General features: G+C 42.4%; 16 protein-coding genes and 1 other annotated feature. All 16 genes read left to right on the top strand.

Going from position 1 to position 12,696, the window contains the following annotated elements; genetic code table 11:
* Positions 1 to 54: 54 nt before the first annotated feature.
* The 16 genes from AAYR28_RS12575 to obgE all read left to right on the top strand — a co-directional run bounded on the left by AAYR28_RS12575 (position 55) and on the right by obgE (position 12,665).
* Complete coding sequence (locus AAYR28_RS12575; RefSeq protein WP_120208309.1) at positions 55 to 786, top strand: prepilin peptidase; 732 nt, start codon at positions 55 to 57, stop codon at positions 784 to 786.
* A 157-nt stretch (positions 787 to 943) separates the two neighbouring features.
* Entirely contained in the window at positions 944 to 1,960 is a 1,017-nt protein-coding gene (locus AAYR28_RS12570; RefSeq protein ID WP_259455943.1) for an SPOR domain-containing protein, read from the top strand.
* Positions 1,961 to 2,137: 177 nt separating this feature from the next.
* Complete coding sequence (locus AAYR28_RS12565) at positions 2,138 to 2,707, top strand: Maf family protein (RefSeq protein WP_120208305.1); 570 nt, start codon at positions 2,138 to 2,140, stop codon at positions 2,705 to 2,707.
* A 47-nt stretch (positions 2,708 to 2,754) separates the two neighbouring features.
* Positions 2,755 to 3,429 (top strand): RadC family protein, encoded by a 675-nt coding sequence (gene radC, locus AAYR28_RS12560; protein ID WP_034280738.1) that lies wholly within the window; start codon positions 2,755 to 2,757, stop codon positions 3,427 to 3,429.
* An 89-nt stretch (positions 3,430 to 3,518) separates the two neighbouring features.
* Positions 3,519 to 4,538: a rod shape-determining protein gene (locus AAYR28_RS12555; RefSeq protein ID WP_120208303.1), complete on the top strand. Its 1,020-nt coding sequence runs from the start codon at positions 3,519 to 3,521 to the stop codon at positions 4,536 to 4,538.
* A gap of 27 nt (positions 4,539 to 4,565) precedes the next feature.
* Positions 4,566 to 5,465 carry a rod shape-determining protein MreC gene (gene mreC, locus AAYR28_RS12550; RefSeq protein ID WP_048239013.1) on the top strand — a complete coding sequence of 300 codons (900 nt, stop codon included), beginning with the start codon at positions 4,566 to 4,568 and terminating at the stop codon, positions 5,463 to 5,465.
* Complete coding sequence (mreD, locus tag AAYR28_RS12545; protein WP_061109422.1) at positions 5,462 to 5,980, top strand: rod shape-determining protein MreD; 519 nt, start codon at positions 5,462 to 5,464, stop codon at positions 5,978 to 5,980. Before mreC ends, mreD begins: the two co-directional genes overlap by 4 nt.
* A 54-nt stretch (positions 5,981 to 6,034) precedes the next feature.
* On the top strand, positions 6,035 to 6,718 hold the full coding sequence (gene minC / locus AAYR28_RS12540; protein WP_046311942.1) for a septum site-determining protein MinC: 684 nt from the start codon (positions 6,035 to 6,037) through the stop codon (positions 6,716 to 6,718).
* Positions 6,719 to 6,720: 2 nt separating this feature from the next.
* Positions 6,721 to 7,524, top strand: a complete 804-nt coding sequence (gene minD, locus AAYR28_RS12535) for a septum site-determining protein MinD (RefSeq protein WP_017358134.1) — start codon at positions 6,721 to 6,723, stop codon at positions 7,522 to 7,524.
* 219 nt (positions 7,525 to 7,743) lie between these two features.
* Positions 7,744 to 8,535, top strand: a complete 792-nt coding sequence (locus tag AAYR28_RS12530; RefSeq protein ID WP_034621125.1) for a M23 family metallopeptidase — start codon at positions 7,744 to 7,746, stop codon at positions 8,533 to 8,535.
* The gene (locus tag AAYR28_RS12525) at positions 8,528 to 9,397 is read left to right on the top strand and encodes a M50 family metallopeptidase (RefSeq protein ID WP_120208301.1); all 870 of its coding nucleotides are present in this window, start codon (positions 8,528 to 8,530) and stop codon (positions 9,395 to 9,397) included. Before AAYR28_RS12530 ends, AAYR28_RS12525 begins: the two co-directional genes overlap by 8 nt.
* A 66-nt stretch (positions 9,398 to 9,463) precedes the next feature.
* Positions 9,464 to 9,536, top strand: a sequence feature (ribosomal protein L21 leader region).
* A gap of 12 nt (positions 9,537 to 9,548) precedes the next feature.
* Positions 9,549 to 9,857, top strand: coding sequence for a 50S ribosomal protein L21 (gene rplU / locus AAYR28_RS12520; protein ID WP_003216781.1), 309 nt, complete (start codon positions 9,549 to 9,551; stop codon positions 9,855 to 9,857).
* 14 nt (positions 9,858 to 9,871) lie between these two features.
* The gene (locus tag AAYR28_RS12515) at positions 9,872 to 10,210 is read left to right on the top strand and encodes a ribosomal-processing cysteine protease Prp (protein ID WP_034621123.1); all 339 of its coding nucleotides are present in this window, start codon (positions 9,872 to 9,874) and stop codon (positions 10,208 to 10,210) included.
* Between the two features lie 12 nt (positions 10,211 to 10,222).
* Complete coding sequence (gene rpmA, locus AAYR28_RS12510) at positions 10,223 to 10,507, top strand: 50S ribosomal protein L27 (RefSeq protein WP_003216586.1); 285 nt, start codon at positions 10,223 to 10,225, stop codon at positions 10,505 to 10,507.
* 256 nt (positions 10,508 to 10,763) lie between these two features.
* The gene (locus AAYR28_RS12505; protein WP_120208300.1) at positions 10,764 to 11,357 is read left to right on the top strand and encodes a sporulation initiation phosphotransferase B; all 594 of its coding nucleotides are present in this window, start codon (positions 10,764 to 10,766) and stop codon (positions 11,355 to 11,357) included.
* 21 nt (positions 11,358 to 11,378) lie between these two features.
* Entirely contained in the window at positions 11,379 to 12,665 is a 1,287-nt protein-coding gene (gene obgE / locus AAYR28_RS12500) for a GTPase ObgE (protein ID WP_024423156.1), read from the top strand.
* The last annotated feature ends 31 nt before the right edge of the window (positions 12,666 to 12,696 follow it).

The raw sequence follows: 12,696 nt of genomic DNA, 5'->3' as shown, positions 1-12,696 counted from the left end.
AATACGGTCGTGGTAAAATCCGGTCTATCTTATTCTCGGAAGGGGTCACGATATATGATAGGCATTTTTGTGTTTCTTGCAGGCATCACCATGGGGTCGTTCTTTCATCTAGTTGGTGAAAGGCTGCCACTGAAGCGGTCTATTCTTTTTCCTCGTTCTCACTGCACAGCCTGTAAACAGCCGCTTTCCTTGCGCGAGATGATTCCGCTAGTTTCGTATGCATTATTGAGGGGGACTTGTAAACATTGCGGCACTCGGCTGTCTTTGCTATATCCACTGATTGAGCTGCTGTCAGGCAGTCTTTTTTTGCTCATGTATAGAATCGCTGGTATTTCGTTTGAAGGTCTTTTTCTTGTGATTCTTTGTAGTTTATTTGTGATTGCTGTCGTGAGCGATCTCCTTTATATGAGGGTGCCAAACGAGCTGTTTCTCTTCTTTTTCCCTCTTTTCGTCATATACCGCACGCTTGAACCTCTTCTTATTTGGTGGGAAGGAGCGGCTTCGCTTCTTTTTTGCTTTCTCTTGTTTTATAGTTTAGATCGTCTCAAGCCAAATAGCATGGGCGGAGCTGATGTCAAGCTGTTCGGAGTAATTGCATTTTGCTTAGGATTCAAGCCATTCCTTCTCATTCTTTTCCTCTCGTGTATTGCTGGAATCGTCTATGCGAAGGTTTTTTCCTTTCGATTAGATGAGCCATTTCCCTTTGTTCCTGCGATCTCTTTTTCTTTTTGGCTGTATCTCTATGGAGCTCATGTCATGCTCCCGTTCACCGGGTCGACCGGTTGAAAAAATTGGCGAACACTTTTTTTCCCTGCCGACAAAAGTCTTGTTCTTTTTTTTATCCGCTATGTTAAAGTGTGAAACAGAAAGAAGGACGGGTTACATTCGCGCTGATTCATTGGACAAAAAGGTCTTTCTTACAAACAATGTCAGAAAGCGGGGAATGACAGTGAAAAAAAGGCAGGCAAAAAAACAAGGGTTAAAAGTCAATATTAATGGCAAAGAAGAAATGCTTCATGAAGATGACCATCAGCCGCTAAAACAACAAGAGGATGATCAAGTGACGTTTTCGAATTGGGAGGAAAAAAGGCAGTCAGAACTGGAGACTGCTGCTTCCGAGGAAGAACCGGCTAAACCGAAAGAAGAAGATTTCCAGTGGGATGATGCAGCTGATCATATTTATCATTCTGATCCAAAGGTCGTCACACCTTATCAAAAGAAAAAAGGCTCCTTTGATCAGAAGTTCGGTAAAAACCGCGGCCCGTTTAAGAGAGTGATGACAACGATTGTGTTTGCAGTGGTTCTTGGGACAGGCCTAGGTGTGTTTGCACTTAGCTTAAGTCAAGATGGTAATCAGAATCCATCAGGGGGAGATATCAGCGTTTCAGCTTCCGGAAATCAATCATCGATGAGAGCGGGCGGGGATGCGCCGCCAGCAGATACTGCTGATGAATCAAAAGAGAATAAAGATGAAAAAAGCGCCTCTGGCAGCTTTTCAACATATGTTGTACAGGCTGGAAAGTTTTCCTCTGAAAAAGGAGCAGATGAATTAGTTGGCAGTTTAAAAGAAGCAGGATACGCGGGGAAAAAGGTCTCAATGGATGATGGCTATTATGTTATTGCCGGGCTTGCGACAGAACAGGGCATGACAAGTGCTGTTGGGAAGAAGCTGATTGATCAGCACTTTGAGGCGTGGGGAGGCAAGGAGCTCTCATTTCAAGTACCGGAGGAGCTGACTAGTTTAATAGAAAAGGCATCTGTTTTATCCTCTAAGGTCATTGCAGGGGATGATGTGGATCAAAAGGACGTTGCGCAGCTGATCTCTGAGCTTGAAAGTGCCAAAACAACGGACGCACCAGCTAAAAGCAGTTTGCTGAAAGCGGTGCAGCTGTTAAATGAACCTACTGCTGAAAACGGGTGGAAATCTCAGCAGGCACTGCTTGATCAATTAAATACGTAAAATCATATTTTAAGAAACCAAACTAGTCAAAAAATGACTAGTTTTTTTCTTTTGCATCCAACATAATGATGAAGGAACATGAAAAATGAATTTTCGTAAATTGTCGGTAAGATGTACATTTGATAGGATGAATGGGTATCTTACTTCTTAGGCTAAACCCTGAAAGGATGAACAAACATGAACCAATTGATTCTCGCATCTCAATCCCCTAGAAGAAAAGAATTGCTTGATCTAGCAGGGTTTTCTTATGACATTCAAGCAAGTCAATTAAAAGAAGAAATAAATCGAAACCTTTCTCCTGCAGAGAACGTCCAATGGTTGGCAGAACAAAAAGCAAGTAATATTCAAAGATTATATCCCGAAGCTGTGATTATTGGTGCAGATACGATTGTTGCAATTGACGGCAAATGTCTTGGGAAACCAAAAGACAAGGAAGAAGCGGCCTCAATGCTTCAATTATTGTCAGGAAAGACACATCAAGTCTTGACGGGTGTCACGATTCAGTCAGAGAATAGAAAAGAAACATTTTATGAACAAACAGAAGTGACGTTTTGGACACTTGCGCAAAATGAAATAGACCGTTATATCGAAACGGGAGAACCGCTTGATAAAGCGGGAAGCTATGGCATTCAAGGAAAAGGCGCACTGTTTGTTCAAAAAATAGATGGTGATTATTTTTCCGTTGTCGGTCTCCCTATTGCCAAAACAGTTAGAGTGCTCGAAACATTTGGAATCACCCCTTTTTGATGACAGGAAGGAATCTAAAAGGAGTGGGCATCATGAACGATTTCCCTATGTTGCTAAAGCATTTTCCTCAAGATGAAAAGCCGAGAGAACGATTTATGAAATATGGTCCCGGCAGTCTGTCAAACCATGAACTTGTTGCGATTCTTTTAAGGACAGGCACAAAAAAGGAATCAGTTCTCCAAATTTCTGCAAGACTTCTGCAAACATTTGGCGGTCTTCGCTCTGTAAGAGAAGCCTCAATTGAAGAAATGTCGAAGATTCGAGGAGTTGGAAAGGCGAAGGCGGTCTCTCTATTAGCTGCTTTAGAACTCGGCACTAGATTACACCATCAAACGACGGACAACCGCTATGTGATCCGCACACCAGAGGATGGGGCAAAATATGTGATGGAAGATATGAGGTTTTTACAACAGGAGAATTTCGTTTGTCTTTATCTCAATTCAAAAAATCAAGTTCTTCATAAACATACTGTGTTTATTGGAAGTTTGAACTCATCCATCGTTCACCCGCGTGAAATTTTCAAAGAGGCGTTTAAACGTTCGGCTGCTTCATTTATATGTGTGCACAACCATCCATCTGGAGACCCGACGCCGAGCAGGGAAGATATTGAAGTCACACAGCGACTTTTTGAATGTGGAAAGCTGATTGGAATACAGCTGCTTGATCATCTTGTCATAGGTGATCAAAAATTTGTGAGTTTGAAGGAAAAAGGGTATTTGTAACACTTTTTTTTTCAATGTTTTACGATATAATAGAGTTTATGAGTTTTTCCCTAAGGGAATTTTGGTTTAAGAAAGGAAGATACATACATATGTTTGGAATTGGTACAAAAGACCTTGGAATAGATCTTGGAACAGCGAATACGCTTGTTTTTATTAAAGGAAAAGGCATTGTTGTGAGAGAACCTTCGGTCGTAGCCTTGGAAACTGATACGAAGTCTATAGTGGCAGTCGGAAATGATGCTAGAAACATGATTGGCCGTACACCTGGTAATGTTGTGGCATTACGCCCAATGAAAGACGGAGTCATTGCAGATTACGAGACGACAGCAACAATGATGAAATATTACATTAATCAAGCATTAAAAGGCAAAGGGCTTTTTGCTCGTAAACCTTACGTCATGGTATGTGTACCATCTGGTATTACAGCTGTAGAAGAGCGTGCAGTCATTGATGCAACAAGACAAGCTGGTGCACGTGACGCATACCCGATTGAAGAGCCATTTGCTGCGGCAATTGGTGCTAACCTGCCTGTATGGGAGCCAACAGGAAGTATGGTTGTGGACATTGGCGGCGGTACAACAGAGGTAGCGATTATTTCTCTTGGCGGCATTGTGACATCACAATCAATCCGCGTGGCAGGAGATGAAATGGATGATGCGATCAGCAACTACATCCGTAAAACGTATAACCTAATGATCGGTGATCGTACGTCAGAAGCGATTAAAATGGAAATCGGTTCTGCGCAGCCTGATGTACATGATGAGATGGACATTCGCGGCCGTGACCTTTTAACAGGTCTGCCAAAAACAATCTCTATTACGGCAGAAGAGATTGCAAAAGCGCTTCGCGATACGGTGGAAACAATTGTCGATGCAGTGAAAATGACTCTTGAAAAAACCCCGCCTGAGCTGGCAGCAGATATTATGGACCGCGGAATTGTTTTAACAGGAGGCGGTGCATTGCTTCGTAATCTTGACAAAGTCATTAGTGATGAAACGAAAATGCCAGTCATTATTGCAGAAGACCCGCTTGACTGTGTGGCAATCGGAACAGGGAAAGCACTAGAACATATTCATTTGTTCAAAGGAAAATCAAAAGATAATCGATAATCGGTCGTAATTAAAGAGGTGTAAGACATGCCGCAGTTTTTTATGAATAAAAGATTAATGTTGCTCCTTGTCTGTGTCATCGTACTGGTGGCCATGATTGGTTTTTCAGTGAAAAGCGGCAGAGGTGCTTCATGGCCGGAAAAATTAGTGGGGGATACGACAGGCTTTTTTCAAGGTGTCTTTCATAAACCATCACAATTTATTGCCGGTATTTATGGGAACGTACAAGATTTAAAGAACACATATGATGAAAACGAGCGTCTTCGAAAAAAACTTGATGGACAAACCCAATATGAGGCGAAACTTCAAGAACTAGAAGATGAGAACAAAAAGCTTCGCAAACAGCTTGGCTATGTGAACTCTATTCGTGACTACACGCCAATTCTCTCAACTGTTATCGCAAGAAACCCATCTCTTTGGGATAGCTTTGTGATGATTGATAAAGGGAAAAAACAAGGCGTGGACAAAGATATGGCGGTCACAAATGAGAGTGGTGCGTTAATTGGGAAAATTGAAAGTGATAAGCTCAACAATTTTACTTCGACTGTAAGGTTGCTAAGCTCTACTGACCAAAATAATAGAATTTCAACGAAAATTTTTGCGAAAAAGGGCAAAGAAGAACTCAATGGAATCATTAACGGTTATGACAGCAAGAAAAAAATGCTGACTATGAATATTCTGAAATCCGATGCAGATGGGGATGTCAAAAAAGGAGATCTTGTTGAAACATCTGGAGCAGGGGGCGTATTCCCGCAAGGCTTAACGATTGGTAAGGTGAGTGAAATTGAGCCAGACCATTACGGCCTGACAAAGATCATTTACGTAGAACCAGCGGCTGAACTCAACAATTTAGACCGCGTGATTGTGGTGAATCGCAGCACAAGTACAGCAGATGCATCTGAATTGACGAAGGAGGAAGGCTCGTGAAACGTGTCCTTCTTGCTTTCGTCATGTTGTTTATCTTCGTATTTGACAGCATTTTTGTTGATTTAGTGAAGCTCCCATTTGTTTCAGAGAATCAAATTTTAGCTCCTCATTTCATTTTACTCGCACTTGTATTTATGACTGCTTTTGTGAATCAAAAATATGGTGTGATTTACGGATTTATCTTTGGACTTTTATATGATATTTCATATACAGGTATACTTGGTGTTCATATGTTTGGCTTTGGGGCGCTTTGCTATTTGTTAGCAAAAGCCTTTAAAGTTCTGCAAACGAATATGTTAGTTGTCGTCTTTCTGTCGATTATTGCTGTTTCCGTGATGGAGTTTTATGTATACGGCGTTCAAGCGACAATTCAACCAGGGATTATGCCGTTTAATACGTATGTCATCGAACGTTTTATTCCAACGATTCTTTTAAATACTGCTGCGTCTCTCATACTTGTTGTGCCGCTAAGGCTCTTTTTCACCCATGTGAAACAAGAACTGATCGACGAATAAAAGCAGGAGTTTGTCCAATTACGGCGAAATGAGTATGTTGTTGAGGTGAGCATCTTGAAAACTCAAAAACAGCAATATGTGACGATAAAAGGCACAAAAAACGGATTAACATTACAGTTAAATGATGACTGTTCGTTTGATGACCTTCTTTCTGGCTTGCGAGAGGTTCTATTACTTGAGCAATATACAGATGGAAGAGAAGGACATAAAGTCAATGTGCATATTAAGCTTGGTTTTCGTTATTTAACAGAGGATCAGGAGACACGTTTGACCGAAGCGGTGTCTGAAAATGAACATCTCGTTATCCACTCCATTGAAAGTGACGTCATGTCAACTGAAGAGGCGAGACGATTAAAAGCAGAGGCTGAAATTACTTCTGTAGCAAAAATTGTACGCTCTGGACAGGTGCTGTATGTCGAAGGAGATCTTTTATTAATAGGAGATGTCAATCCTGGCGGAACGATTCGCGCAGGGGGAAATATTTTTGTACTTGGCGCATTAAAAGGTGTGGCGCATGCTGGATGTAATGGCAACAAACAGGCTGTTATTGCGGCATCACATATGATTCCAACACAGCTTCGCATCGCACAAGTTATTAACCGTGCACCAGACCAAAAAGAAGATGGAAATGAAATGGAATGTGCTTATTTAGATATAGATGGCAATATGATCATTGAACGCCTGCAGCAATTGGCTCATATAAGACCTAATCTGACAAGGCTTGAGGGAGGAATGTGAAATTGGGCGAGGCTATTGTGATTACCTCAGGAAAAGGCGGCGTTGGCAAAACAACAACATCTGCAAACTTAGGCACAGCACTAGCAATTCAAGGGAAAAAGGTGTGTCTAGTTGATACCGACATCGGCCTTCGTAATCTGGATGTCGTGATGGGGCTTGAAAACCGCATTATTTATGATCTAGTCGATGTAGTAGAAGGAAGATGCAAAATTCACCAAGCGCTTGTAAAAGATAAGCGTTTCGAGGATCTTTTGTATCTTTTACCTGCTGCTCAAACAAGCGATAAAACGGCTGTAGAGCCGGAACAGATCAAAGAATTAATTCAATCATTGAAACAAGACTTTGATTATGTTGTCATTGACTGCCCTGCTGGAATTGAGCAAGGCTTTAAAAATGCTGTATCCGGTGCAGACAAGGCGATTGTCGTGACGACGCCTGAAATCTCAGCTGTGAGAGATGCGGACCGAATCATCGGTTTGTTAGAACAAGAAGATATCGAACCGCCTCGTTTGATTGTCAACCGTATTCGTACACACATGGCGAAAAATGGCGATTCAATGGATGTAGATGAAGTGGTACATCACTTATCGATTGATCTACTTGGCATTGTAGCAGATGATGATGATGTGATTAAGGCTTCAAACAATGGTGAACCAATTGTTATGGATGCTAAAAACAAAGTATCGATTGCCTATCGCAATATTGCCCGCCGGGTACTAGGCGAATCTGTTCCGCTTCAATCTTTTGAAGAAGAAAACAAGGGAATGTTTGCAAAGCTCAAAGCATTTTTTGGTGTAAGAGCATAATCACTGAACCGTGATAGAAAACCTTTGCAGTCTAGGAAAGACGGCTACCTTTGCGAAGCGAATTTGACATTCGTGAGTACCGGAGCGCAGACCTGACACCGAATGCGAGGGTTTGTCTGCACGCAGAGGCCGATTCGATGAGAATCGGTCTTTTTGTTGCATATCAGATGGGGTTGTCACATAAAATGTACAAACTGTTTGTATGTAAAGGGTGATCTCATGAAAAGAGTGGACGAGTACCGAAAGAAAATCGCACAGCGCCGCAAAATGATGCAGCCAGCTGCTCCCCCTAAGAAGACGGCTTTCAAGAAAAAAGAAGATATCCCGCCATGGGTTATGCTGACAGAGGAAGAAAAGCATTCTGGCTCGACCTCCTATGAATCGGCGTCCCATCAGCCAAAGAAATATCGTCATCCCTTATTTAACCCGAATACCTTTGTGCTTAAATGCTTATTATCAGCGTCCCTTGTTTTGATTGCAGCCATTTCATTTAAAGGTCAGACAGGTCCGTTTCAGCAGCTGAAGCCGATGATTACTCAGACTTTTGAGCAAGATTTTCAATTTGCTGCTGCTAACCGCTGGTTTGAAAAAACAGTTGGACATCCGCTGGCCTTTTTAACAGAGAAAAAAGATGGCCAAAAGGACGTACAAGCGAATCAAGAACTAGCTGTTCCTGCCTCTGGTAAAGTGCAGGAATCCTTTACGCAAAATGGAGCAGGTGTCAAAGTGGAGACATCCGCTGAAGCCATTGATAGTATGAAGGAAGGCTACGTGGTCGAGGTGAAAAAGCAAAGCGATACAGGGCTTACTGTTGTAGTGCAGCATGCAGATAACAGCTATAGCTGGTACGGTCAATTAAAGAAAGCCGATGTGGCCTTATACGATTTTGTCGATAAGGGTGAAAAAATTGGCCAGATTTCACTTGATGATCAAGGGAAGGGCACGTATTACTTTGCCATTAAGCAAAATGAACAATTTATCGATCCTATTCAGGTGATGACCTTTGAATAGATGGCTGCTCATGCTGACGAAAATTCACATCCATCCGCTGCTGTGGATTGTGATGGCGTTTGCGATTCTGTCAGGTCAAATCAAGCCGCTGCTTTGTCTGCTCGTGATTGTCTGTGTCCATGAACTTGGACATGCAGCGGCTGCCTGCTATTATCATTGGCGCATTCGGCGGATTTTTTTACTGCCATTTGGCGGAACGGTGGAAGTAGAGGAACATGGGAACCGTCCGTTAAAAGAAGAGCTGGCGGTCATTTTGTGCGGGCCGCTTCAGCATATACCGCTCCAGCTCATGGCATGGCTTTTCATGGAGGCTTCTCTTATCTCGCACGATGTCTTTACCATGTTTACCTTTTATAATATAGCGATTTTCCTTGTGAATCTTTTGCCCGTTTGGCCGCTTGATGGCGGAAAATTATTCTTTTTGCTCTTATCTGTTTTTTACCCTTTCCAACGTGCACATGCCCTAGCAATAAAAGGCTCACTTGTCTTTTTCGGTCTATTGACAGGAGGGTTACTTTTATTTGCACCGCTGCAATTCAATGGCTGGGTGCTGCTTACTTTTTTAGCTTATTCACTCGTGATGGAACACAGGCAGCGGCATTACGTCAGGGTTCGCTTCTTACTAGAACGGTATTACGGTAAAAAAGAGCAGAAGGTAGAAAAACTGATTCCGCTGAGAGCAAGTGCAGAGGAAAAAGTATACGAAGTGATGGCACGATTTCAAAGGGGCTGCAAGCATCCGATTATTATTGAAAGAGATGGCGTGAAGATGAGCCAGCTTGATGAAAATGAACTGCTCCATGCGTATTTTTCAGATCGCAGAACCACCTCCTCAATGGAAGAGCTTCTTTTACCGTACTAATAGTGAAAATACATTGACATTCTGCGTCTAGTTTGATATATTTTTTAATGTTATGGATATGTAGCACCCGTGCTACAACCGCGCGGAGCAGGTGTAAAGTGCCTATGGCCCCCTGTATTCGGCGAGTCTGAGTTTATTAGGAGGTGCAGAGATGTACGCAATTATCGAAACTGGTGGTAAACAAGTAAAAGTTGAAGAAGGTCAAACTGTTTATGTTGAAAAACTAGCTGCTGAAGCAGGTGAAACAGTAACTTTCGAAAACGTATTGTTTGTCGGCGGAGACACTGTCAAAGTGGGTAACCCTTCAGTTGCTGGAGCAACAGTAACGGCTAAAGTTGAAAAACAAGGTCGCGGTAAGAAAATTACTGTGTTCAAGTACAAACCGAAGAAAAACAACCACAAGAAACAAGGTCATCGTCAACCTTACACTAAAGTTGTTATCGAAAAAATCAACGCTTAAGGCGTGTGAGTGATATGATCAAAGCAACCATTACTCGGTCTTCAGCAGATGAAAGCATTACGTCTTTTCAGATGACTGGACATGCCGAGTTTGCTGAAAAAGGTCAGGATCTCGTTTGTGCAGGTGTATCTGCTGTTGTTTTTGGCTCAGTCAATTCAATTATTGCACTGACAGGATTGGACCCACTGCTTGATATTGGTGAAGATGGCGGCTACTTCTCTTTTGAACTGCCGGCTGATACAGATCCAGTATCCTTTGAAAAAGCCCAGCTGCTTTTAGAAGGCATGGTCGTTTCCTTAGAGACAATTGAACGAGATTATCACGATTATGTGAGAATATCAACAAAAAAATAGGAGGTGAACTTCATGCTTAGATTAGATCTTCAATTTTTCGCATCTAAAAAAGGGGTAGGTTCTACAAAGAACGGACGTGACTCTGAGTCTAAACGTTTAGGCGCTAAACGTGCTGATGGTCAATTCGTAACTGGTGGTTCTATCCTTTATCGTCAACGTGGAACGAAAATCTATCCAGGTGAAAACGTTGGACGCGGAGGCGACGACACTCTTTTCGCTAAAATCGACGGAACAGTTAAATTCGAACGTTTCGGTCGTGACCGTAAAAAAGTGAGCGTATATCCTGCGGCACAATAATTGCTAAAAACTCCGGTCATTGACTGGAGTTTTTTCACTTTTTACAAGCAGTACCGAAGATGATAAAAGAAGATGCACTCCATAAATATCAAAGAACGTTTGCTGACTTTGCCTCATTTTCTCCTATACGATCAGAAAAAACAACCTTTCCTCACATAACTAGTGTTTTTCTATGCTGTCTTCTCTGTTATAATTCAGGGAGACATATTGATGATAAGACTCCTAAAAGAGAGACCAAACGATTGGGAGTGCGATAATGGAAGAGATACCAAGTAAAGAAAATGAAAAATTAACTCACGTTGCATTAACAAATGAATTGATCTATCTGCTCAGTCGTTCAAGACACGACTGGATGAATAAATTACAGCTGATCAAAGGCAACTTGACATTAGAAAAATATGACCGCGTGTTTGAAATTATAGAAGAAATGGTCATTGAAGCACAGCATGAATCCAAACTCTCAAATTTAAAAATTCCCCAATTGGCCTATTACTTTCTAACATTTAATTGGGAGTCGCATTTTATCACCTTAGAATATGAAGTGCTTGGTGAAACCCGAGACTTATCAGCATATGAATCGCAGCTGCTAACGGTATCACAGGAGTTGTTTTCGATATTCGATCAATCAGTTTGCCAAAAAACTGAAAATCATTTAACGGTCACTTTCCAAACAGATCATGAAGAAAATGATGTGATCTTATATTTTGATTTCAAAGGAAAATTAACAAGTTTGGATGCGTTAAATGCGTTTCATGACGCAAACTATTCATGTATGAGTATAACGCAATTTCATGTGACGCCTCATGAGTCCATGATTGAGCTTTGTTTGAGGCAAGAACGAGATATGTGATGCAGAGAAACGGAGGAAGTTATGTTTGTAGATCAGGTTAAAGTGTATGTTAAAGGCGGTGACGGCGGAAACGGTATGGTGGCGTTCCGTCGTGAAAAATATGTACCAAAGGGCGGCCCAGCAGGCGGCGACGGCGGAAATGGTGCAGATGTTGTATTTGAAGTAGACGAAGGACTTAGAACGTTAATGGACTTTCGTTATAAGCGCCATTTCAAGGCTGACCGCGGCGAGCACGGAATGAGTAAAAACCAGCATGGCCGAAATGCGGAAGAAATGATTGTCAAAGTTCCGCCGGGTACGGTTGTGACAGATGCAGAGACGGAACAAGTACTAGCTGACTTGACAGAGCATGGGCAGCGGGCTGTAATTGCCAAAGGCGGACGTGGCGGACGTGGGAATTCACGCTTCGCAACACCAGCAAACCCTGCACCACAGCTGTCTGAAAACGGTGAGCCAGGTAAAGAACGTGACGTCATCTTAGAATTAAAAGTACTTGCAGATGTTGGACTTGTTGGTTTCCCAAGTGTCGGGAAGTCAACGCTGCTCTCGATTGTCTCTTCTGCGAAACCAAAAATTGCGGATTATCATTTTACAACGCTTGTACCGAACCTCGGGGTTGTTGAAACAGACGATAACCGAAGCTTTGTTATGGCGGATCTGCCAGGACTGATCGAAGGAGCGCACGAAGGCGTTGGCTTAGGTCATCAATTTTTACGTCATATTGAGCGTACACGTGTCATTGTCCATGTCATTGATATGTCTGGACTTGAAGGGCGTGACCCATACGAAGACTACGTGACGATTAATGAAGAGCTTGAGCAGTACAATATGAGATTGACAGAGCGTCCGCAAATCATTGTTGCGAACAAAATGGACATGCCAGATGCAGCTGACAATCTAGAGGCATTTAAAGAAAAATTAACGGATGACTATAAAGTGTTCCCGATTAGTGCGATCACAAGAGAAGGGCTTCGTGAGCTCTTATTTGAAATCGCCAATCAGCTTGAAACAACACCGGAATTCCCGCTCTATAATGAAGAGGAGCTGTCGGATAACCGCGTGATGTACAGGTTTGATGAAGGCGATGCACCATTTGAGATCTCTAGAGATCCTGATGGCACATTTGTCTTAACGGGTAAAGCACTTGAGCGTCTGTTTAAGATGACAGACTTCTCAAGAGATGAATCTGTTAAACGATTCTCTAGACAGCTGCGCGGAATGGGTGTCGATGATGCCTTGCGTGAGCGTGGAGCAAAAGATGGCGACATCATTCGTCTGCTTGAATTTGAATTCGAATTTATTGATTGATCAAAAGGAGGGTCCAGACCATGGGCTCTCC

It is taken from the genome of Bacillus safensis (assembly GCF_039619585.1).
Classification (GTDB): domain Bacteria; phylum Bacillota; class Bacilli; order Bacillales; family Bacillaceae; genus Bacillus; species Bacillus safensis.
Note: the sequence above shows the minus strand (reverse complement) of the source record. Positions and strands in the feature narration are given on the sequence as shown.

Bases quoted from the DNA above. Each gene is read 5' to 3' on its own strand.
- AAYR28_RS12570 (WP_259455943.1), top strand. From the start codon at position 944: ATGACAGTGAAAAAAAGGCAGGCAAAAAAACAAGGGTTAAAAGTCAAT.
- rpmA (WP_003216586.1), top strand. From the start codon at position 10,223: ATGCTTAGATTAGATCTTCAATTTTTCGCATCTAAAAAAGGGGTAGGT.
- obgE (WP_024423156.1), top strand. From the start codon at position 11,379: ATGTTTGTAGATCAGGTTAAAGTGTATGTTAAAGGCGGTGACGGCGGA.
- AAYR28_RS12565 (WP_120208305.1), top strand. From the start codon at position 2,138: ATGAACCAATTGATTCTCGCATCTCAATCCCCTAGAAGAAAAGAATTG.
- AAYR28_RS12555 (WP_120208303.1), top strand. From the start codon at position 3,519: ATGTTTGGAATTGGTACAAAAGACCTTGGAATAGATCTTGGAACAGCG.
- radC (WP_034280738.1), top strand. From the start codon at position 2,755: ATGTTGCTAAAGCATTTTCCTCAAGATGAAAAGCCGAGAGAACGATTT.
- AAYR28_RS12530 (WP_034621125.1), top strand. From the start codon at position 7,744: ATGAAAAGAGTGGACGAGTACCGAAAGAAAATCGCACAGCGCCGCAAA.
- AAYR28_RS12515 (WP_034621123.1), top strand. From the start codon at position 9,872: ATGATCAAAGCAACCATTACTCGGTCTTCAGCAGATGAAAGCATTACG.
- mreC (WP_048239013.1), top strand. From the start codon at position 4,566: ATGCCGCAGTTTTTTATGAATAAAAGATTAATGTTGCTCCTTGTCTGT.
- AAYR28_RS12505 (WP_120208300.1), top strand. From the start codon at position 10,764: ATGGAAGAGATACCAAGTAAAGAAAATGAAAAATTAACTCACGTTGCA.
- rplU (WP_003216781.1), top strand. From the start codon at position 9,549: ATGTACGCAATTATCGAAACTGGTGGTAAACAAGTAAAAGTTGAAGAA.
- AAYR28_RS12575 (WP_120208309.1), top strand. From the start codon at position 55: ATGATAGGCATTTTTGTGTTTCTTGCAGGCATCACCATGGGGTCGTTC.